The sequence below is a fragment of the Pseudomonas imrae genome (assembly GCF_046352735.2).
GTDB classification, from domain to species: domain Bacteria; phylum Pseudomonadota; class Gammaproteobacteria; order Pseudomonadales; family Pseudomonadaceae; genus Aquipseudomonas; species Aquipseudomonas imrae.
In genome coordinates this window covers 1,401,278-1,420,868 of the sequence record NZ_CP110853.2, presented here as the reverse complement: position 1 = coordinate 1,420,868, position 19,591 = coordinate 1,401,278, and the positions used below count along the sequence as shown (strand labels likewise).

The window sequence follows — 19,591 nt, the reverse complement described above, 5'->3', positions numbered from 1 at the left end:
GCAAGTGTAGCGTTTAATCTTATTTGCGAGGGTGTCTAAAACGGGCGTTTGAAGGGAACCGGCGTAGCGCTTTGCCCCATGTTTGGGCGAACGGTTACACATTTGCACCACTCGGTAACATTCAGAAGTTTCCTACCAAAGAAATCGATATTTATTGGGCTGTCGGGTATTCAATCCGGCGTAGGAAGCGGCTTGCTCCCGATAGCGGTACATCAGATACACATGTGCTGACTGATACACCACGATCGGGAACACGCCCCCTCCCACATCGGGTATTCAGTGTTTTTTGAGAACTCATCAAAAAAGCCCCACCCGGCTCACACCGAATGGGGCTTTGTCCCACGTACTGCGCCTTAGGCGACGTTCATGGTCTTGTGCGTTTCAATCAAATGCGCCACCACACCCGGATCCGCCAGGGTGGAGATATCGCCCAACCCGTCATACTCGGCGGTGGCAATCTTGCGCAAGATACGCCGCATGATTTTCCCCGAACGCGTCTTTGGCAAGCCCGGCGCCCACTGGATCACGTCCGGCGAGGCAATCGGCCCGATCTCCTTGCGTACCCAGTTTTTCAGTTCCAGGCGCAGTGCTTCGTTAGGCTCCTCGCCGTTCTTCAAGGTGACGTAGACATAAATGCCCTGCCCCTTGATATCGTGCGGCACACCCACCACCGCCGCTTCCGCGACTTTAGGGTGGGCGACCATGGCGCTTTCGATCTCGGCAGTGCCCATGCGATGGCCAGACACGTTCAACACATCGTCCACACGGCCGGTGATCCAGTAGTAACCGTCCTCGTCACGACGGGCGCCGTCACCGGTGAAATACATGCCACGGAACGTCTTGAAATAGGTGTCGACGAAACGATCGTGATCACCGAACAGCGTACGCGCCTGGCCTGGCCACGAATCGAGAATCACCAGGTTGCCTTCGGCAGCGCCCTCGATAAGGTTGCCCAGGTTGTCCACGAGCGCCGGCACCACGCCAAAGAACGGTCGCGCGGCAGAACCTGGCTTGAGCGCATGGGCGCCGGGCAACGGGCTCATCATGTTGCCGCCGGTCTCGGTCTGCCACCAGGTATCGACAATCGGGCAACGGGATTGGCCGACGTTCTTGTAATACCAATCCCACGCTTCCGGGTTGATCGGCTCACCGACCGACCCCAGCAGACGCAAGCTGCTGCCATCGGCGCCTTCGCAGGCGGCAGTGCCGGAGGCCATCATGGCGCGGATCGCAGTAGGCGCGGTGTAGAGAATGTTGACCTTGTGCTTGTCGACAATTTTTGCCACCCGCGTAATGTCCGGGTAGTTCGGCACGCCCTCGAACAGTAGCGTGGTCGCACCGTTGGCCAGCGGGCCATAGACAATATAAGTGTGGCCGGTGACCCAGCCGACGTCGGCGGTGCACCAGTAGATTTCCCCCGGACGGTAGTCAAACACGCGCTCGTGAGTCAGGGCCGCGTACAACAGATAACCGCCGGTAGTGTGCTGCACACCCTTTGGCTTGCCGGTGGAGCCAGAGGTATAAAGGATGAACAGCGCCTCTTCGGCGCCCATTTCTTTAGGTGCACAGACGGTGCCCGCGACTTTCATCAGGTCTTCGTACCAGATGTCGCGGTGCTGGTTCCATTTGATCTGGCCATTGGTGCGTTTGCACACGATGACCTTCTGGATGCTGCTGGTTTCCGGATTGGTCAGGGCGTCATCGACGTTGGCCTTGAGCGGGATTTTCTTGCCAGCGCGAATACCTTCGTCGGCGGTGATCACAACCTTGGATTTGCAGTCGATGATGCGACCGGCGAGCGCCTCTGGCGAGAAACCGCCAAACACCACCGAGTGAATCGCCCCGATCCGGGTACAGGCCAGCATGGCAACCACGGCTTCGGGAATCATCGGCATATAGATAGTCACTACATCACCGCGATGCACATCCTGGCCGCGCAAGGCATTGGCGAACTTGCAGACTTCTTCGTGCAGCTCGCGGTAGGTGATGGTGCGGCTTTCGGCAGGATCATCGCCCTCCCAGATGATTGCCGCCTGGTCACCACGCTCGGCGAGGTGACGGTCCAGGCAGTTGTAGGAAACGTTCAAGGTGCCATCAGCGAACCACTTTATATCCACATGGTGGTCGTCGAAGGAGGTCTGCTTCACCGTGGTGAAAGGTTTGATCCAGTCAAGACGCTTGGCTTGCTCGCGCCAGAAACCGTCGGGGTTGACCACCGACTGCTGGTACATGGCCTTGTAGGTCGCCTCGTCGGTCAGCGTGTTGGCTGCTACTTCGGGGCGAACGGGGTACAGGGAAGCCGCACTCATCTTTCTTACCTCGGTGACAATAGTTGTTGTTGTATGGCCCTGTTGTAGCCGGGGCGGGCCTATAGAACCATTCGACGATGGTAGTAACAAGCCCCTACAAATTACCCTGCTATCCCCTCCCAGCGCTCTGGCCCGTGGCCTGTGGCGCTTTCGGAGGGCGTGAAAAAACTCTCCGCTCGCGGATTGTTACGTAAACCGCCAATAGTGTTTATCAAAAGCACGGGTATATGAATATAACGCGAGCGCCTAAAATCAGCCTCGCCATCAAGGCACCGTGATTAACCAAGTTGCAGCCCCCACGAAGGCATGTTGATCCGAACTTTCCAATCAAGTTACACACGTGGCCTCACAAGGGCCTCGTGACCCCATTCGACCGCAAAAAGGTAATGATAGAAATGAAAGCTTTATGGGTGATGGCTCTTGCCAGCGTATGCGCTACTGCTGCTCTAGCCGATGAGATCCCGACTGACGTAGCCAGCCAGAACACTACCGTTGTCGAGGAATACAGCTATTCCAGTCATCTGGACATTGCCAAAGTCCTGTCCATGAGTACGATTCCAAATGTCTGCGAAGTTGTTCCAGCACGCATGGAATATGAAGACCACCAAGGTCAGCGACATATACTTAATTATAAAATCATGGGCGATGGTTGCTCTAACGGCTGATCACTTCGTTAGTTGAAATTCTCCTTGGTAATGTTTGCCGCAAGAAATCGTTCTTGCGGCCAGGGACTCCCCTCCCCCCCTTGTCTTCGTTTGCAAAAAACGTCCTCCACCGCTCGTCAAAAAAATCCTGCCCCGGCAAACCCCTGTAAACCCAAGCTCTGGCCTGAAAAGCGGTGTTTCTGCCCCTCGACTGAGTCCATCGGCCGCAACACAAAGTCGATTTTTTCCCTATAATGCGCGGGTAAATCGGGCCTGCAATATCCCTTTACATGGGACGAAGAGCCAAACCTGAGGCCCCGCTGGAGCCAGCAAGCGTCGCTCCGCCCCTCAAGCCTCAAGCAGATCCCCGTAACCCTATTCCGTTTAATGCCTGCGCTAGCTGTTGCAACAAACGATTCCTTAAAGATCCACCGCGGCCTCTGGGCCGTGTGAACACCCAACCATGCGGTTTCACACGGGCACCTTTGGCCCTCATGCAGGAGACAACACGTCATGCTGAGCTGGGACGAATTCGACAAAGAAGAAGAAGGCGAAGTAGCCACCAAGGGCGCCAACGCCGGCCACGCCACCGAAGCCAACATGGACCGCCTCGACGGTGCCGGCGCTGCCGCCGCCATCGAAGCCCGCGCCGTCACCGCCAGTGACTCCGCCGCCATCGTTCGCGCCAAGGCCGCCCTCGACAAACTCGACGTCGCCGAAGGCCTGGCCGAGCTCGAAGGCGCGTCCGCCCGCGTCGCCGTCGACGAAAAACGCATGATCAACTGCCGCGCCGACCTCAACCAACTCGTGCCTTTCAAGTACGACTGGGCCTGGCAGAAGTACCTCGACGGCTGCGCCAACCACTGGATGCCGCAAGAGGTCAACATGACCGCCGACATCGCCCTGTGGAAAAACCCCGAAGGCCTGACCGATGACGAACGTCGCATCGTCATGCGCAACCTGGGCTTCTTCTCCACCGCCGACTCGCTGGTTGCCAACAACCTGGTCCTGGCCGTGTACCGCCTGATCACCAACCCGGAGTGCCGCCAGTACATCCTGCGCCAGGCCTTCGAAGAAGCGATCCACACCCACGCCTACCAGTACTGCATCGAATCGCTGGCCATGGATGAAGGCGAGATCTTCAACATGTACCACGAGATCCCGTCGGTCGCGAAAAAAGCCGCCTGGGGCCTGAAATACACCCGCTCGATCTCCGATCCGAAGTTCGAGACCGGCACCGTCGACACCGACAAAGAGCTGCTGCGCAACCTGGTCGCCTACTACTGCGTGCTCGAAGGCATCTTCTTCTACTGCGGCTTCACCCAGATCCTGTCCATGGGTCGACGCAACAAAATGACCGGCGTCGCCGAGCAGTTCCAATACATCCTGCGCGACGAGTCGATGCACCTGAACTTCGGTATCGATGTGATCAACCAGATCAAGATCGAAAACCCACACCTGTGGGATGCCGAGATGAAAGAAGAAGCGACCCAGATGATCCTGCAGGGCACCCAACTGGAAATCGAATACGCCCGCGACACCATGCCGCGCGGCGTGTTGGGCATGAACGCGGCGATGATGGAGGACTACCTCAAGTTCATCGCCAACCGTCGCCTGTCGCAGATCGGCTTGAAGGAAGAGTACCCAGGAACCACCAACCCGTTCCCATGGATGAGCGAGATCATGGACTTGAAGAAAGAGAAGAACTTCTTCGAGACGCGGGTGATCGAGTATCAGACCGGTGGTGCGCTCAGCTGGGATTGATTTGCTCAAAATCAACACTATAAAAAAGCCCTGCGATCACACGCAGGGCTTTTTTTCATGGGGGAATACCCCCCCATAGCTGCTCAAGCTCGCTCTTTGAAATAGCCGCCAGCCATTTCTTGAAGCACATCACATAGAGCAACTCGCCCATAAGGGTTCGGATCGCATTACCAATGCTGTAGCCTTGTGCCCCAATTATCATCAGCGTTGTCGCCGATCGAGTGACCGAGATGTTGTTATCGCCGGGCTTTACTCAAAAATCACACGTTTGATAGAAGAGTAAACTTGCGCAGTCACAACACATATATTCCAAAAACTGCAGATAGGACCGAGGCACCTCCGTGACCCCAGACATGCTAGAAGCCGGCCCCGTGGACGCCAAGGTACTTTCAGTCTTCGACTTTGACGGTACCCTGACTCACCACGACAGTTTTGTGCCGTTCCTCAAGTTCGCTTTCGGCAAGCAGGAATTCAACCGCCGAATGCTGAAGCTCGCATTGCCCGGCCTGCGTTTTCTTGTGCGCCAGATCAGTCGTGACGAGTTGAAAGCGCAGCTGATTCGTACCTTTATGACAGGTGTCGAAAAGACCTGGGTCCAACAGAAGGCCGAGGAATACTGCCGTGCTTATTGGAACAAATTAATGCGACCAGCCGGGTTGCAGTCGGTGGCCGATGAGATTGGTTCCGGCGCGCAGGTGACTTTGTGTTCGGCATCTCCGGCGATTGTGTTGCAGCCTTTTGCCGATCGACTTGGGATCAAGTTGATCGGAACCGAGCTGGAGGTAGTCGACGGTGTGTTGAGCGGACGTCTCACCGGAAACAACTGCCGCTGCGAGAACAAGGTACTGCGGCTTGAGGCGGTCTATGGCGATCTGGCCGACTATCGGCTCCGCGCCTGGGGCGATACACGCGGCGATCGGGAGTTGCTGGCGGCGGCGCAAGATGCGCATTGGCGGCATTTTCATTCAGCCAAGAAGCGCCGCGCTCAGTCGAAGTCGAAAGCGCCGTAGTTCAGCGCTGTACGCAGCCTCGCCGAGGTTCGAAGGCAGCTGTGGGATAATCGGTGGTTGGCGTTTGTACTACGCCAACGTTCCCGCTATTAATAGCGAACTTTCCCACGGACTAGCCCCCGATGAAATTCGACACGGCCTACAGCCTGACACTGGACGAAAAGCTGTCGATCTATGACGTGCGCGACCTGAATTTCGACGAAACCGCCGCTTTCGATTCCGACCAAGACAGCTTTCTATGCCCAAACGATGAATGCCGAGCGGCCTTTGCCGCCAGCAATGTGCTGGGTACTTTCAACGCGAAAAACGTCAATTACCTGCGCACGCCTCACTTCAAGAATATTCCCAGCACGCAGCATATCGAAGGTTGTCGCTACGCCAGTCGCAAGACCGCCGTCGGCGAAAGCGAAGATGAGCGCGAGGACAGTTTCCCGTCGGAGTTTGTACTGACAAGGCGCCTGTACGAACGCAAGACGCTCGCTTTCGGTACCGAAGGTTCCGTCCCACAGGAACCGGCGAAAACACCTTCGAGCAACAGCAGCAACCTTCACAGTACAGGCGATGTCACGCCGGACAAGACCAGCGTTTTCGCCCATCCGGTGGAATGCTACGTGTCGAATATCGTCGATAAGGACAAGCTCAAGGGCATGCCGTTGAAGATCGGCGAGCACAGCGCGACGTATTGGACATTTTTCAAGAGGATCGAATACCTGCAAGACAACAAGGGCCTGATTTACTGGGGCCGGATCAAGGAGATCAAGGACTACACCAGCAGCTTGCGTATCGACTTCGAGAAGAAGGTCTGGCTCGACAAGAAGCCCTACTCCGTCAACGTTTACCTGAACAAGAAGCTGATCGAGAACTACCGCAAGCGCAGGGCTTTCCTGGAGCAGATCAAGGCGGCAATGAAAAGCGAGCGGCCGCTGTATTGCTTCTTCTACGGAGTAACGCCGGAACTCAAGCAGGTACCAAGCAAAAAAAATCCCGAGCAGACGTTTGGCGTGTTCAGTGCCGATATCCAGAACTTGGACCATTTGCTCATCCGGGAGGCACCGGGGTTGGAAGCCTAGCGCCTGGTCAGATCGACATGCTCAGCATCACCAGTACCAACAAGCCGATATACACCCGCGCGTGCGCCGCATCCGGAATGCACCCAATCCACGGTGTAGCCAGGCGAATACCCAACAGCGATCCAAGGACAAGGATGGCGAAGGCCAGCAAATCGACATAACCGACAAACCAAATGCCCAAGTCGACGTTGGCGAAACTCGCCATTGCCACGTAGGTAAATGTACCGGCCAGCGCTACGGGTACGCTCAGTGGATTAGCCATTGAAGTGGATTGGGACATGCTCAAGCCACAACGACGCAGCAGCGGCACCGTCATGACGCTGCCACCCACCCCAAGAAAGGTGGCAATCAAGCCAATCCCCAACCCCCCGCCCACGACTTCCACGTTATTTAATGCTCGTTTGCCGCCGATGTCGCTTTGGTCGAGAAATCCTCGACGTAGCAGACAATCAACAATGGTCAGCCCCAGATAGGCAATAAAGCCAAAGCGCATGGCGTCACCACTGGCAAACATCGCAGCGCCCGCCCCGGCTATCGCCCCCAGGCCAATGAAGCCGGCCAGAGGCCACAGGTAATAGCGAATCAACTGACCCTTGCCGCGGTGTCTTGCGGTGGCTATCAGCGCATTGACGATCATTACGCAGGTCGATGTCGCCACCGCGATATGCATCGCAGACGCGCTCACGCCCGGGTCATGACTGAGTTTGAGCATGCCGTATAGCAACGGCACAATGACGAACCCTCCCCCAAAGCCGAACAGAAGTGCCGTTACTCCGGTCACGCAGCCAAACAACGCCAGCAACAGATAGAACATGTAATACCACCCTCGCCGATAGAAACTGAGGGCATAACGATAGGCACTCAAGCGCTGGCCTGCTTGCGCAACAAGGCCAATAATAAGTGAGATTCGGCCAAGAGCGATGTCCATATCGTGCGCAATATTTCCATCAATGAACTGGACCACACGCCTCGTAGCGTGGTGGCCATTGGTACCGACTATGCCGATGGTTATCTGCTGCAACGCCACAGCCATCGCCGCGGACAACTGCTATACGGCGTCACCGGCGTCATGCAGGTCAGCACACTGGAAGGCAACTGGGTAGTGCCGCCTCAGAGGGCGGTATGGCTGCCGGCACTCATTGAGCATCAAGTGCTGATGCTCGGGGTCTCGACGCGCAGCCTGTATATCGAACCTGATGCAGTTGGCGCACTGGGCCGCGATTGTCGGGTGATCAGCGTTTCGCCGCTGATGCGCCAGCTATTGATTGAGGCCGTGCAGATGCCCCTCGAATACGATGAAAGCGGGCGCGACGGTACGCTGATCAATCTACTGCTGCATGAGTTGGCCCGCGCGACGCAATTGCCCCTACATATTCCCCTGCCCGAGGATCAACGGCTGCAGCCACTGTGCGTGGCCTTTGTGCAGCAGCCCGATGTGCATCAATCAGCCGGGGACTGGGCAGCCCAGGCACACCTGAGCCTGCGCACCTTCAGCCGCTTGTTTCGCCAGCAAACCGGGCTGAGCTTCGTGCAATGGCGCCAGCGTGCCTGTGTGGTGCAGGCCTTGGCGCGTTTGGCCGGCGGTGAGACTATCACCCGCATTGCCCTGGATTTTGGCTATGAAAGCCCGGCGGCGTTTTCCAGTATGTTTCGCCGGGTCCTTGGCCAGCCACCAAGTACCTATCTGCAAGCGGCAATATAGAGCGCACCAGCACGCTCGAAAGAATCCAGTTGATGAGCGGTCAAAACAACTGTACAAAAACACAGTATAGTTTGTCCTCCCCGTCGAACACCTGGAGAAAACCATGTCCTCCCTGGCAATGAGCAGCACCATAGATCAACAAATCGTCCTTCATCAATTCACCCCGCAGCACAGCGTCCAGGCTCGCACGATGCTGGGCTGGAGCCAGGAAGAGCTCGCCAGGCAATCCGGGGTCGGGCCAGAAGCCATTCAACGCTTCGAATCCCATGCCGACGTGGACGACGAGACCCGCCTTGCCCTGGCGTTTCGCCTGGAAGCCGAGGGCCTGGTGTTTTTCCCCGGTTTCGCCCCGGGGTGGGGGATGAACAGACCAGGCTCCCCGGCCTCGCAGGCAGTCGCCAAACCTGGCGCGGGTTTCCTCTCTCGGCTGCTGGGCTCAACACGTGGGTCAACGACGCCTCAACCAAATGGTGCGTAACTTGGTCAGTCCGTCGCTCACAGTCTATGAGCGACTTATTCCCTGCCCTGAACAGGATCATTTTGCAGCAGCACCTTTTGATAAGCTCGCACCAATACCGACAGCGAGTCTCGTGCCCAACGGGCGCCATAGAACCAGATGGCGACACCGGTGTTGCTCAAAGGCAGGCTGATGCCGGGGTATCCGGTCTTGCAGGAGGCATGAAATGCTGGGCTCTGCTCATCGGACACCAACGCGTCCAGACGATGCTCCGCCACTCGCTCATCGATCTCATTGCTCAGGTCAGTAGTGAAATGCAGTGCAGTATCGGGAATCAGAGCAGACACAGGCACCAATTGCGCGCCGGCCGTACGCAGCACCTCCAGCGCTCGCAGGAAAGCGCTGCTGTGCTCCGCAGTTTCGCGTTCGCCACCGCGCAGGTATTCGTCCGCAAAACCAATACGCCAGCCAGCCAATGCCGGAGGCGTTGTCAGCGCACTGTTGTCCTGGACTGGAGGGACTTCCACCATGACGGGCCCTACAGGATCGAGACCGCTCAAAGCCATCAGCGACAATGCAGGGTCACGTACAGTTCTCATCATTGGCCCTGGCACATCGAACCTGGGTCCCTGGGCAAGCACTATCCCGTGGGCGGCATGGGCTGTCGCAGGCTCGAATTCGATACCGCCCTGGCTGGAGTCCATGACATTGACCAAAGCATTCGACGAATCCAACAGACAAGACAACATCTGAACGCTATGGAGATCCGACGGTGTTCCCACGGGGCATGAAACACCCGGTGGCAGTCTTTTCCCACACGTATCTTCCATCAAGACTTACTCCCGGAAAAATAAATTCCCGGGATGATCGCACTTTTTTCGCTTCTCTCTTGTAGGCGGAAATACCTTGAAAAGCCCTTTTTACCCAACGGACGATTCAGCTCACGACCTGCCCTTCAATACCTTGGGATTCGACTTCCAGCCACCAGGCTCGGCCGCGCTCGGGCGCCGTCAGCTTGAAGGCCTGCCCCATGGGCGGCGTAGTGATCAAGACATTGCGCTCCCAGGCCAGCGCCATGATGCGATCGAAGGGTTCATGCCAGGCATGGAACGCCAGGTCGAAAGTGCCATTGTGGATCGGCAGCAGCCAGCGCCCTTTCAGATCTATATGGGCCTGTAAGGTTTGTTCTGGCTGCATATGCACATCGGGCCAGTCAACGTTGTAGGCACCGGTCTCCATCAAGGTCAGGTCAAATGGCCCGTATTGCTCGCCAATGCGCTTGAAACCTTCGAAATAACCGGTGTCGCCACTGAAAAAAATCCTCCGGTTGCCGTCGATCATTACCCAGGAGGCCCAGAGCGTCTGGTTGCCATCAAACAAGCCTCGACCTGAAAAATGCTGGGCCGGGGTGGCAATAAAGTGGATACCATCGACCTCGGTACCCTGCCACCAATCCAGTTGACGCACCTTGCCGACGTCTACACCCCAGGTGGCCAAGGTGTCACCAACACCCAACGGCGCAAGAAAATAGCGGGTCTTTTCGGCTAACTGCATCACCGCCCGGCGGTCCAGATGGTCGTAGTGATTGTGCGAAAGAATCACCGCTTCAATCGGTGGCAATTGATCAAGCGTAATAGGTGGTTGGTGGAAACGCTTGGGGCCGGCCCAATCGAAAGGCGAAGCGCGCTCGGCAAACACCGGATCGGTCAGCCAGAACTTGCCGCGCATCTTCAGCAAGACCGTAGAGTGGCCTAGGCGATAGACACTGTGATCCGGCGCCGCCAACAGTTGTTCACGAGTCAGGGCCTGCACCGGAATTTCGCCGACCGGCCGTGTGCTTCGGGGCTTGCGGAAAAGCATTTTCCAGAAGATCCGCAAGGTTTTGCCTACTCCCACTCTCTGCACAGGGGCATGATTATTGAAATACCCCTGCTGCCGTTCTGCCGGCTTGAGTACGGTAGAAGGGGTATCGGGACGGGTGGAGATCGTGACCATTTAGATGTAACTCCGGGACGTTCTTCCTGATGCAGATCAACAACTACACTGCACAGTGTAGTTTCAAGATTGCAACAAAATCCGCAACAAGTAAACTACCGAGTGTAATTTCATCCCAGAGCCGAAGACCTCCAATGACTGCAACTCAGCGCCTCACCGATCGTAAACGCGAAGCCATCGTGGCGGCCGCTATCAGTGAGTTTCGCGACAACGGTTACGAGATCACCAGCATGGATAAGATTGCCGCCACAGCTGGCGTGTCCAAGCGCACGGTATACAACCACTTCCCCAGCAAGGAGGAGTTGTTCGCCGAAATCTTGCATCAGCTTTGGGCCAGCAGCGTTGCGCAACTGGACGTGACCTACAGCAGCACCCGCCCATTGCGCGAACAATTGCGCACCTTGCTCGAAGCAAAGATGAAGATGATGTCGGATGCCAACTTCCTCGACCTGGCCCGCGTAGCCATCGCCGCCACCATTCACTCCCCGGAGCGCGCCCAGGACATCGTCAACCGCCTGAGCGAACGCGAGGAAGGCTTCACGGTGTGGGTGCGCGCGGCACAAGAAGACGGCAGGCTCAAGCCCGTCGACCCGGGCTTTGCCGCCCATCAGGTGCAAAGCCTGCTCAAGGGTTTTGCCTTCTGGCCACAAATCACTCTCGGCCAACCCACCCTGGATGCGGCCAGCCAGGCCAATGTGATCGAATCGGCAATAGACCTGTTCCTGGCGGGTTATGAGATCACGACCCGCTGTTGAATCCACCCTCACCAAGCACCTCAACGGACCCTACTGGGGGCCCGTCAAAAGCGAGGCAGTCGTACATGCTGCCCCAACTCATCGAACAGCGTCACCACTGAGCGCAAAGCCCGACAGTCAGGCCGCGTCAACAGCCACAGCGCCGTGTCATATCCGGCAAGGGACGGTCCCAACGGTTGCATACCGTGCGCCTCATCCAGCATAAAATCCGGCAATGCCGCCACTCCCAGCCCTGCACGTACCAATTGGGTAGCGGACAACATACTGTTGCAGCGATAACACGGCGTCACACCGGGCAAATGCTGGCGACGCCACGCGACTGTCGGATGGTCGGGCAAGAAGTCATCGGGGGCGATCCAGGCCAGGGCCGTCAGATCCCGAACGTCATGACGCTGCATGTAACCGGCACTGGCGCAAACACGATAGGACACCGTTCCCAAGCGCCGTCCCACCAAGTGCTCCGGTGGCGTCTTGGTCAGGCGCAACGCTATATCGGCGTCGCGGCGGCTAAGGTTGGCAAAGTCATTGGAGGTACTTAATTCCAGGGTCAGCGCCGGGTAGTTCGGCATGAATTGCGCCAGGGCCGGCAACAACACGCCCTGCAGCACCGAATCGGTACAGGTCAGGCGTACCGTGCCGCTGATCACTTCACCACCCAGCTCTACTCCGATCCGCGCCGCTTCCAATGCCTGTTCGGCGCGTTCGGCCTGCTCGGCCAATGTGGTTGCCAAACGTGTAGGCAGGTAACCGGCGCGACTCTTTTCAAACAACGACTGCCCCAGGGACGACTCCAGGCGTCGAACTGCCCGAAATACCGTGGATACATCCACCCGCAACAGAGCCGCCGCCCGCGCCAGAGTGCCACCACGTACCAATGCCAGCACCAGGGAAAGGTCGGAATAGCCAATTTGATAGTGCGTCGCTGCATTGAGCATGTGGTTCGGCGCCAATATTGATTGCAAGAACGCCAATCTATAGTGCGCCTCAGGACTCAACAAGCCATGGGATGCACATCATGCAACACGTCACTTTGCACCTCGCCTTGATCGGCGATTACGACCCTCAAGTGACTGCGCACCAGGCGATACCGCTCGCGCTGCAACTGGCTGGCGCAACCTTGAACCTGACCGTGCGCGCCGACTGGCTGGCCACCGATACAATCCACAGTACCAGCGCCTTGCAGTACTTCGACGGTTTCTGGTGTGTACCCGCCAGCCCTTATCGCGACATGGATGGCGCACTATTGGCCATCCGCTATGCCCGAGAGCATCAGCGCCCGTTCCTCGGTACCTGCACAGGTTTTCAACATGCGCTGCTCGAATATGCGCGCAATGTGTTGGGTTGGGCCGATGCCGAACACGCAGAACTCGTGCCTGACGCACCACGCACGGTGATTGCACCATTGAGCTGCGCCCTGGTGGAAACCACCGCGGCTGTACGCTTGACGGCGTTTACACGTATCGCCGAGGCTTACGATTGCCTCGATATCCAGGAAGGCTACCGGTGCCGCTATGGTGTGAATCGCGACTTCGAACCTGAACTGCTGGAGCACAACCTGATTGGCAGCGCCCATGACTCGGCTGGAGATCTGCGCGCGATTGAGCTGCTGGACCATCCGTTTTTTGTTGCTACCCTGTTTCAACCCGAACGCGCGGCGCTCGTTGGTGCTGCGGTGCCACTGGTGACAGCCCTGCTCAACGCCTGCCGGGAGCGCTTGAGATGATCGCCCACACACCCGCCCCACCCTACTACGCGGTGATCTTCAGTTCCCTGCGCACCGAGGCTGATCCAGGTTACACAGCGGCTGCCGAACGCATGCTGGAACTGGCTCGCGAACAGCCGGGTTTTCTCGGCGTCGAATCAGCCCGAGGTGCGGATGGCTTGGGGATCACCGTGTCCTACTGGGCCAGCGAAGCGGCGATCCTGGCTTGGAAGGAGCATGCCGAGCATCGTGAAATCCGCGCGCAGGGTCGATCCACCTGGTACGCGGCGTTTCATACGCGGGTATGCAAGGTGGAACGGGCCTACTCGTTTGGACGCACCAGCACGCTCAACTGACCAGACTGCGCACCGCACTGATTTGCGGGATTTCCACCCGGCGCATGTACACCCGCAGCGGTTCAGTGATGTTGATGCGCTCGTCGATATTCTGGTCCAGCAGCAGCTGGATATGCTCACGAGACAACGTCATGGTCTGCTGATCAACGGGCTGCCAGACAAATTCGCTGGTGGGGATGATGCCATCGTCGGCAACGTCCATGCCGAAGGCATCTTCGCTGAAACGCACAATGTAATGCCCGGTCTTGCGGTTCAGGCCGACAAAGCCATTGAGTTGATCGGCCGCCTGGCAGATGAGTTCGGACGTGATGCGCATGGTAAACCTCACTGAAAAATCCCACAGGGGGAAGTGAACGATGGTTTACACGCGAGGCAATAAAGAAGGTATGCAGGTTTCCCTCTGATGGGGAAGCTCGGCGCAAGAGTACTGCATAGCACGACACAAAAGCGCAGAAAAATGGCCTGTGCGCACGTTAATGTCGGTTTGGTGATAGCGCGCATTGCCTTCAATTGTTAAAAAGGGAACCTTCTTGAAGCTACCCCCACGAAAGGATCTCGCAAATGCCTGTAACGTTTACCAAGAGTGCCCTGCTGCTCGCCCTGACGATGGGCCTTGGCCACGCACAGGCTGCCACCCAGCTCAGCCCAGCCGAGCTGGCGACCAATGAAGGTATTCCCCGCCCTGCGGTTATCGCCCACCGGGGTGCGTCCTTTGACGCACCAGAGTCGACGGCTGCGGCCTATATAGTGGCCCGCGACCTGGGTGCCGATTACCTGGAACTGGATTTGCAACGCAGTAAGGACGGCGTGCTGTTCGCCTTGCACGATGACAATCTGCAGCGCACCACTGATGTCGCCACCAAGTTCCCTGAGCGCAAGGACAGCCCTGCCAACGAGTTCACCATGGCCGAGCTGAAAACCCTCGACGCCGGCAGTTGGTTCAACACTGCTTACCCGGAGCGCGCCCGCCCCACATTCGCCGGTTTGAAAATCCAGACCCTGGACGAAATCATCAAGATCGCCGAAGGCAACCCGCAACACAAACCGGGCCTGTACATCGAAACCAAGGAACCGAAGTTGTTTCCCGGGATTGAGGCCGACCTGAAGGACAAACTGCATGACAAGGGTTGGTTGAGCTCGGCGGGCTCCAAACTGGGCAAGAGCAACACCGGCGTGGGCCAGGGCCGAGGGCGTGTGATTCTGCAAACATTCGAGAAGGACAGTCTCAAGGAACTGCAAAAGGAAATGCCCAATACGCCGAAGATCCTCTTGTTATGGGTGGGTGAAGGCGGCATGGAACCCAAATCCAAGGTGACCTTTGCCGAGTCCGGCGAGCCGAGCAAAGCGGCCTACTATGCCAAGCAGGAACCCAAGGACGCCGCCGAATTCGAAAAATGGATTGACGACGCCAAGAGCCTCGGTGCCATCGGCACCGGCCCATCGGCCCAGCGTACAGACCTAGGGGACCAGAGCTACACGGACCTGGTGAAGCCGGAAATGAACAAGCTGACCCACGACAAAGGCCTGCTGGTGCATGTCTATACCGTCGATGAGCCGGTGGACTTCAAGAAAGTGATGGATGCAGGCGTCGATGGCATCTTCACCAACCGTGCCGCCGAACTGCTCAAGTACTACCAGCGCGCGCCTGCATCAAATGTGTCACAACTGCTTGAGGACCATGGTTACTGAATGAAACCCGAGTGGTCAGGCCAACTCTGGCTGGGGCGTGATTACGCCCTGATCCTCGGTGAGATGGGGTGCACTGCGCCCCATGCTCATTATGCGCATCAGTTTATGTTTGCCTGCGGCGAACCGATTACCGCCAGCCTCGATGGTCACCTGCAGACTGCCCGCCGTCTGTTTATTCCCTCCCGGCAGACTCACGCCATTGTCCAGACACAAGGCAACGTCTTGATGGCCTATGCCGAGCCCGGCGTATTTGACGCTCGTCTATTGCAGCAGGTCCTGGACACAGCCGACCTGACGCTGGAAAGCCTGGAACATGTCCTGCGCCAACTCCCACGCCGTACTGTTGACGACGAACGAGTGGCGCGCGCATTGCGCGCACTGGACACGCAACTGGGCGGCAAGGTATCGGCGCAATTTCTGGCACAGGCCGCGCATATTTCCTTGAGCCAACTGGAACGCCTGTTCGTCAGCCAGCTCGGCGTTCCAGTGCGCCGCCTGGTGATGTGGCGCCGCTTGCGCCAGGCGGTTGGCCTGGCCCTGGGAGGCTGTTCACTGACCGAAGCGGCTCACGCCGCAGGCTTCTGCGACTCGGCGCATTTTTCCCGCACCATGAAGCTACTGTTTGGCGTAACCGCCGCCGCATCCTTGCGCCACCTGCACGTTCGTCTACTGCCCTAGCGCAACAACTGCGCCGGCACTGCGGGCTCTTTACTCAACCGCGCCGTCAGAAAGGGATCGCGCAGTTGCTCGACATACTCCACCGGAAAATCCGGACGGCTGCCGATCCCCAAGTCACCGTCGGCCATTCGGTAGTACGTGCTGTAGAACGCGGTGCCCAACAGCCAGTCCCAAAGATTGAAAAACAAACCGAAATTAACGTCCCCCGCTCGACCGTATTTCATGTGGTGGAAGCGATGCACCGGTGCCCAGGCAAATACCCAGCGCAACGGCCCCAGGCGCATGTCGACATTGGAGTGTTGCAACAACAGTTGAACGGCAATCGCCAACGCCAGCAACATCGCCACATCCAGAGGAATCCCCAGCAGGATTAACGGCAGCAGGCCTGCCGTGGCCTCAAGCATCTGGTGCAGGGGGTGTTTCATCAACCCATTGAAACCATAGAGTCGCTGCACACTGTGATGCACCGCGTGCAAACGCCACAGCGCAGCGATGCGATGGCTGGCGTAGTGCATAAGCGTGATGCCCGCGTCGGCAATGATGATCGCCAGCAGCAACTGTGCGCAAAGCGACCATGAACGCGGCCAGATACCCTCCACCGCCAACAGCGCGGTCAACCCCGGCAAAGCCAGCAGGCCAAGGGCATTGAGGCTTTCATTGACCAGTGCGTGGAGGATATCCCTGCGCCGATCCCCCCGGTTGCGGTTCCACTGCCGCTCATAGGGCAACCACAGCTCGGCGATAAACGACACTCCGATGGCTGCAGCAAACACCACCACCAACCCTTGTGCCACGCCGATCGAGACCAGCCACACACCACCGCCGATAAACCCCGCCCAGAACAACGGCGCATAGACCCAAGCCATTACCTGTTTCATCTGTGTCTCCCATAGTTGAGACACCAGCATGAAATCTTGCGCCGCGGGCCGATTGAATAAACGACGCAACCGTTCTACGCAATTTAAGGATCATCGAAACCATTGCAGGGGCTGTCGCGACTGCCTGAAAGTTGTTGAATATCAGCCTGATGCACCGATAAAAATGTGGTGCGCCCACCTTCGCGATGCGCAAGCGCTGAATTTAAGGGTGAATTAAGTTGCGCTGGTTAACCTGATCCCACTTAAACAGCTCACCCAGAAGGATCCACACCATGAAAAACCTGACCGCTCTGTTCGCTGCTACTGCCCTGACCCTGACCGCCGGCCTGGCTCAGGCAGATGTCCGCCCAGACCAGATTCCAAGCCTGCTGCAGTCCGGCGCCGTGAAGCCTTTCGAGCAACTCAACAAAGACGCCCTGGCCAAACACGCTGGCGCCACCATCAACGACACCGAGCTGGACCACGAAGCCGGTCGCCTGGTGTACGAAGTTGACCTGACCGACACCACCGGCAAGAAATGGGACGTGAAACTCGACGCCAAGACCGGCGAAGTGCTGGAAAACAAGCAAGACACCTGAGTTTTCTCCTGAAAAAAAGCCGCGCAGCCCATGGGCTGCGCGGCTTTTTCATGGGCGTCGCAAACAAGCTCGCTCCTACAGCTCGAAAAAGCAGGTCGGCTTTCCCAGTACCGCAATCCCAATCCTGCCCTCAGGCAAACAACCCAGCCATCATCTTCAAGCGCTTCTTGTAAATCCGTCGCGCCTCCAGCGCCTCTTCCAACGTCACCGCGACAAACCCGGCACGCTGGTTCGGCTGCATCTGCCCGATCAGATCCAGATCGGCGCTGATCACCGTGCCAATCATTGCGTACCCGCCACCCGAGACCGCATCCCGGTGCAACACAATCGGCTCCAGCCCTGCCGGCACCTGAATCGAGCCAATGGGATAGCAACTATCGACAATATTGGAGGGATCGGAACCGGCGCCGAACGGCTGTTCCCGCGGCTGGAAGCTCAAGGCACTGCCGCCCTTGAAGCGGTAGCCAATGCGATCTGCCTCGGAGCCAACTGTCCAGGGCTCGGCAAAAAAACTGCTTTTGGCCCCCGCCGTCAGCCGTTCGTAATACAGTCCCGGCACCACCCGCAACGTGACATCACCGCCCACGGATTGGCGTAGTGCCATCGGCAGACTGTTGCCCGCACGGCCTCTGCCGCTGGCCTGACCGACAGGCAACTGATCGCCTTCCTGCAACCGTCGCCCGTGAAACCCACCCAGCGCCCCGAGGGTGTAAGTCGATCGACTGCCCAGCACCAAGGGCACATCAATACCACCGGCGACTGCCAGGTAAGCCCGCGCCCCCGCTTTGGGAAATTCGAAGCACAACACTTGCCCGGCCCGTACCTGGAACGCGGTGTCCTGATGTACTACTTCACCGTCCAGGCGCGCAGCCATCAGCGCACCGCTGATGGCTATCAAGGTGTCCTGCTGAAACTCCAGTTGCGGCCCGATCAATGTGCATTCCAGCCCGGCCGCGCCGGCCGGGTTGCCCACCAGATGGTTGGCCGCGCTCAAGGCGTATTGATCCAGCGCACCGGACGGTGGAATGCCCAGATGGTAATAGCCTTCGCGGCCCAGGTCCTGCACGGAGGTGGCCAGGCCTGGCTTGATGACCTTGATCATGCGAGCGCCTCCTGCAGGGTTTTCGGGTAGCCGACCGGATCGGCGAGAAACCCGTCGAGGGAAAACTCCACGGGGCGAATGCGCAAATCGAAGCGTCCTGCGTCGACCTCGGCAACGGCCAGGTCGTAGGCCCCGCGGTCCATGGGTTTGAACTGCACGATATCGCCGGGGCGAAAGAACACCATATGCTCCTTGAGGTAGGCCAACTGTTGCGCCGGATCGTAGATCGGTGCCGGTGTAACGCCAAACATCTGGTAGCCACCGGCACCACGTACCGAATAGATACAACCAAAACAACCACCGTGGCCCAGGGTCAATTTTGGCGTGTCGGTGCGCGGGCGCAGGTATTTGGGCACCTGCAACTGGCGCTCGCGCTCGACCATCTGGAACATAAAGGGCAAGCCCGCGACAAAACCGACCATCGAGACAAACCATGGCGCACCGCTGTGGGCCGCTATAAACGCGTCGACATCCGCCAGACCATTTGCCCGCGCGGCGTACTCCAGGTCGGTGCCGCTGGGGTCTTGATGCCGATCGCGAAAACGCATCAAGGTTTCATGGGTCCAGGGATCGTTGTACAGCACTGGAATCTCGATGATTCGGGTGTGCAAGGTACGCTCGGCCACCGCCTGGGCTTCGGCGCTCTGCACCGCATCAAGCAACACGTGTGGCGCGATGTGGTCAGGGTCGAAGCGAATCTGGAAGGACGCGTTGGCCAGGCACACATCCAGTACACCCGGCAGGTTGAGGCGTTCCACTGCACGGGTCACGGCCATGCCCTTGAAGAAGGCTTCCAGGGACATGCTTTCACTGACCTCGGCGAACAAGTGTTCATCACCGCCAAAGCTGTAGCGGATCGGGGATGTTTCAGCCATGTCTGTTCCTCTTGGAATCATTGTAGA

The 19,591-nt window shown here is 58.0% G+C and carries 21 protein-coding genes and 1 pseudogene; 13 read left to right on the top strand and 9 right to left on the bottom strand.

What is annotated here, in order from left to right; translation table 11 throughout:
• Positions 1-353: 353 nt before the first annotated feature.
• Positions 354-2,309, bottom strand: a complete 1,956-nt coding sequence (acs, locus tag OQ460_RS06495; RefSeq protein ID WP_410021037.1) for an acetate--CoA ligase — start codon at positions 2,307-2,309, stop codon at positions 354-356.
• Positions 2,310-2,704: 395 nt separating this feature from the next.
• Between acs and OQ460_RS06490 the strand changes: the two genes are divergently transcribed.
• From OQ460_RS06490 to OQ460_RS06470, 5 genes and pseudogenes are all read left to right on the top strand, one after another.
• Positions 2,705-2,974 carry a DUF2790 domain-containing protein gene (locus OQ460_RS06490; RefSeq protein WP_410021036.1) on the top strand — a complete coding sequence of 90 codons (270 nt, stop codon included), beginning with the start codon at positions 2,705-2,707 and terminating at the stop codon, positions 2,972-2,974.
• Between the two features lie 492 nt (positions 2,975-3,466).
• Positions 3,467-4,717 carry a ribonucleotide-diphosphate reductase subunit beta gene (locus tag OQ460_RS06485; RefSeq protein ID WP_310863313.1) on the top strand — a complete coding sequence of 417 codons (1,251 nt, stop codon included), beginning with the start codon at positions 3,467-3,469 and terminating at the stop codon, positions 4,715-4,717.
• Between the two features lie 124 nt (positions 4,718-4,841).
• Positions 4,842-5,000, top strand: a pseudogene (locus OQ460_RS06480) (HNH endonuclease); the annotation flags it as partial.
• Between the two features lie 70 nt (positions 5,001-5,070).
• A complete protein-coding gene (locus OQ460_RS06475; RefSeq protein ID WP_410021940.1) occupies positions 5,071-5,727 on the top strand; it encodes an HAD family hydrolase in 657 nt (218 codons plus the stop codon).
• Positions 5,728-5,849: 122 nt separating this feature from the next.
• The gene (locus tag OQ460_RS06470) at positions 5,850-6,797 is read left to right on the top strand and encodes a hypothetical protein (RefSeq protein ID WP_410021035.1); all 948 of its coding nucleotides are present in this window, start codon (positions 5,850-5,852) and stop codon (positions 6,795-6,797) included.
• A gap of 7 nt (positions 6,798-6,804) precedes the next feature.
• Here the strand turns inward: OQ460_RS06470 and OQ460_RS06465 are convergent, their stop codons facing one another.
• Positions 6,805-7,611 carry a sulfite exporter TauE/SafE family protein gene (locus OQ460_RS06465; RefSeq protein ID WP_410021034.1) on the bottom strand — a complete coding sequence of 269 codons (807 nt, stop codon included), beginning with the start codon at positions 7,609-7,611 and terminating at the stop codon, positions 6,805-6,807.
• Positions 7,612-7,728: 117 nt separating this feature from the next.
• Between OQ460_RS06465 and OQ460_RS06460 the strand changes: the two genes are divergently transcribed.
• Together OQ460_RS06460 and OQ460_RS06455 are read left to right on the top strand one after the other, a co-directional pair.
• Positions 7,729-8,499, top strand: coding sequence for an AraC family transcriptional regulator (locus tag OQ460_RS06460; RefSeq protein ID WP_410021033.1), 771 nt, complete (start codon positions 7,729-7,731; stop codon positions 8,497-8,499).
• Between the two features lie 103 nt (positions 8,500-8,602).
• Positions 8,603-8,977, top strand: coding sequence for a helix-turn-helix domain-containing protein (locus tag OQ460_RS06455; protein WP_410021032.1), 375 nt, complete (start codon positions 8,603-8,605; stop codon positions 8,975-8,977).
• Positions 8,978-9,012: 35 nt separating this feature from the next.
• On the opposite strand, the gene OQ460_RS06450 is transcribed toward OQ460_RS06455, so the two are convergent.
• Together OQ460_RS06450 and OQ460_RS06445 are read right to left on the bottom strand one after the other, a co-directional pair.
• Positions 9,013-9,660: an amidase family protein gene (locus OQ460_RS06450; protein WP_410021031.1), complete on the bottom strand. Its 648-nt coding sequence runs from the start codon at positions 9,658-9,660 to the stop codon at positions 9,013-9,015.
• A gap of 232 nt (positions 9,661-9,892) precedes the next feature.
• Positions 9,893-10,951, bottom strand: coding sequence for an MBL fold metallo-hydrolase (locus OQ460_RS06445; RefSeq protein WP_410021030.1), 1,059 nt, complete (start codon positions 10,949-10,951; stop codon positions 9,893-9,895).
• Between the two features lie 134 nt (positions 10,952-11,085).
• Between OQ460_RS06445 and OQ460_RS06440 the strand changes: the two genes are divergently transcribed.
• Positions 11,086-11,706, top strand: a complete 621-nt coding sequence (locus OQ460_RS06440; RefSeq protein WP_410021029.1) for a TetR/AcrR family transcriptional regulator — start codon at positions 11,086-11,088, stop codon at positions 11,704-11,706.
• Positions 11,707-11,750: 44 nt separating this feature from the next.
• On the opposite strand, the gene OQ460_RS06435 is transcribed toward OQ460_RS06440, so the two are convergent.
• Positions 11,751-12,704, bottom strand: coding sequence for a LysR family transcriptional regulator (locus tag OQ460_RS06435; protein ID WP_410021028.1), 954 nt, complete (start codon positions 12,702-12,704; stop codon positions 11,751-11,753).
• Positions 12,705-12,721: 17 nt separating this feature from the next.
• Here OQ460_RS06435 and OQ460_RS06430 point away from each other — a divergent pair, with 17 nt between their 5' ends.
• Positions 12,722-13,429 (top strand): CTP synthase C-terminal region-related (seleno)protein, encoded by a 708-nt coding sequence (locus OQ460_RS06430; protein WP_410021027.1) that lies wholly within the window; start codon positions 12,722-12,724, stop codon positions 13,427-13,429.
• Entirely contained in the window at positions 13,426-13,764 is a 339-nt protein-coding gene (locus OQ460_RS06425; RefSeq protein WP_410021026.1) for an antibiotic biosynthesis monooxygenase family protein, read from the top strand. Before OQ460_RS06430 ends, OQ460_RS06425 begins: the two co-directional genes overlap by 4 nt.
• Here the strand turns inward: OQ460_RS06425 and OQ460_RS06420 are convergent.
• Positions 13,757-14,080 (bottom strand): DUF2025 family protein, encoded by a 324-nt coding sequence (locus OQ460_RS06420; protein ID WP_410021025.1) that lies wholly within the window; start codon positions 14,078-14,080, stop codon positions 13,757-13,759. The two genes, OQ460_RS06425 and OQ460_RS06420, sit on opposite strands and share 8 nt — an antisense overlap.
• Before the next feature lie 245 nt (positions 14,081-14,325).
• Here OQ460_RS06420 and OQ460_RS06415 point away from each other — a divergent pair, with 245 nt between their 5' ends.
• Together OQ460_RS06415 and OQ460_RS06410 are read left to right on the top strand one after the other, a co-directional pair.
• Positions 14,326-15,453, top strand: coding sequence for a glycerophosphodiester phosphodiesterase (locus tag OQ460_RS06415; RefSeq protein ID WP_410021024.1), 1,128 nt, complete (start codon positions 14,326-14,328; stop codon positions 15,451-15,453).
• Positions 15,454-16,131 (top strand): helix-turn-helix domain-containing protein, encoded by a 678-nt coding sequence (locus tag OQ460_RS06410; protein WP_410021023.1) that lies wholly within the window; start codon positions 15,454-15,456, stop codon positions 16,129-16,131.
• Here OQ460_RS06410 and OQ460_RS06405 read toward each other — a convergent pair.
• Positions 16,128-17,009, bottom strand: coding sequence for a sterol desaturase family protein (locus OQ460_RS06405; protein WP_410021022.1), 882 nt, complete (start codon positions 17,007-17,009; stop codon positions 16,128-16,130). The genes OQ460_RS06410 and OQ460_RS06405 overlap by 4 nt on opposite strands.
• 272 nt (positions 17,010-17,281) lie before the next feature.
• Here OQ460_RS06405 and OQ460_RS06400 point away from each other — a divergent pair, with 272 nt between their 5' ends.
• Complete coding sequence (locus OQ460_RS06400) at positions 17,282-17,587, top strand: PepSY domain-containing protein (protein WP_410021021.1); 306 nt, start codon at positions 17,282-17,284, stop codon at positions 17,585-17,587.
• A gap of 130 nt (positions 17,588-17,717) precedes the next feature.
• On the opposite strand, the gene OQ460_RS06395 is transcribed toward OQ460_RS06400, so the two are convergent.
• The gene (locus tag OQ460_RS06395; RefSeq protein ID WP_410021020.1) at positions 17,718-18,689 is read right to left on the bottom strand and encodes a biotin-dependent carboxyltransferase family protein; all 972 of its coding nucleotides are present in this window, start codon (positions 18,687-18,689) and stop codon (positions 17,718-17,720) included.
• The gene (locus OQ460_RS06390) at positions 18,686-19,564 is read right to left on the bottom strand and encodes a 5-oxoprolinase subunit B family protein (protein ID WP_410021019.1); all 879 of its coding nucleotides are present in this window, start codon (positions 19,562-19,564) and stop codon (positions 18,686-18,688) included. The genes OQ460_RS06395 and OQ460_RS06390 overlap by 4 nt, the downstream gene beginning before the upstream one ends.
• Positions 19,565-19,591: the final 27 nt, after the last annotated feature.

Excerpts from the sequence above, each read along its gene's own strand:
- OQ460_RS06420 (WP_410021025.1), bottom strand. The coding sequence starts at position 14,080 with ATGCGCATCACGTCCGAACTCATCTGCCAGGCGGCCGATCAACTCAAT.
- OQ460_RS06430 (WP_410021027.1), top strand. The coding sequence starts at position 12,722 with ATGCAACACGTCACTTTGCACCTCGCCTTGATCGGCGATTACGACCCT.
- OQ460_RS06415 (WP_410021024.1), top strand. The coding sequence starts at position 14,326 with ATGCCTGTAACGTTTACCAAGAGTGCCCTGCTGCTCGCCCTGACGATG.
- OQ460_RS06425 (WP_410021026.1), top strand. The coding sequence starts at position 13,426 with ATGATCGCCCACACACCCGCCCCACCCTACTACGCGGTGATCTTCAGT.
- OQ460_RS06440 (WP_410021029.1), top strand. The coding sequence starts at position 11,086 with ATGACTGCAACTCAGCGCCTCACCGATCGTAAACGCGAAGCCATCGTG.
- OQ460_RS06485 (WP_310863313.1), top strand. The coding sequence starts at position 3,467 with ATGCTGAGCTGGGACGAATTCGACAAAGAAGAAGAAGGCGAAGTAGCC.
- OQ460_RS06405 (WP_410021022.1), bottom strand. The coding sequence starts at position 17,009 with ATGAAACAGGTAATGGCTTGGGTCTATGCGCCGTTGTTCTGGGCGGGG.
- OQ460_RS06445 (WP_410021030.1), bottom strand. The coding sequence starts at position 10,951 with ATGGTCACGATCTCCACCCGTCCCGATACCCCTTCTACCGTACTCAAG.
- OQ460_RS06400 (WP_410021021.1), top strand. The coding sequence starts at position 17,282 with ATGAAAAACCTGACCGCTCTGTTCGCTGCTACTGCCCTGACCCTGACC.
- OQ460_RS06475 (WP_410021940.1), top strand. The coding sequence starts at position 5,071 with ATGCTAGAAGCCGGCCCCGTGGACGCCAAGGTACTTTCAGTCTTCGAC.
- OQ460_RS06410 (WP_410021023.1), top strand. The coding sequence starts at position 15,454 with ATGAAACCCGAGTGGTCAGGCCAACTCTGGCTGGGGCGTGATTACGCC.
- OQ460_RS06450 (WP_410021031.1), bottom strand. The coding sequence starts at position 9,660 with ATGGACTCCAGCCAGGGCGGTATCGAATTCGAGCCTGCGACAGCCCAT.
- OQ460_RS06470 (WP_410021035.1), top strand. The coding sequence starts at position 5,850 with ATGAAATTCGACACGGCCTACAGCCTGACACTGGACGAAAAGCTGTCG.
- acs (WP_410021037.1), bottom strand. The coding sequence starts at position 2,309 with ATGAGTGCGGCTTCCCTGTACCCCGTTCGCCCCGAAGTAGCAGCCAAC.
- OQ460_RS06490 (WP_410021036.1), top strand. The coding sequence starts at position 2,705 with ATGAAAGCTTTATGGGTGATGGCTCTTGCCAGCGTATGCGCTACTGCT.
- OQ460_RS06455 (WP_410021032.1), top strand. The coding sequence starts at position 8,603 with ATGTCCTCCCTGGCAATGAGCAGCACCATAGATCAACAAATCGTCCTT.
- OQ460_RS06465 (WP_410021034.1), bottom strand. The coding sequence starts at position 7,611 with ATGTTCTATCTGTTGCTGGCGTTGTTTGGCTGCGTGACCGGAGTAACG.
- OQ460_RS06395 (WP_410021020.1), bottom strand. The coding sequence starts at position 18,689 with ATGATCAAGGTCATCAAGCCAGGCCTGGCCACCTCCGTGCAGGACCTG.
- OQ460_RS06390 (WP_410021019.1), bottom strand. The coding sequence starts at position 19,564 with ATGGCTGAAACATCCCCGATCCGCTACAGCTTTGGCGGTGATGAACAC.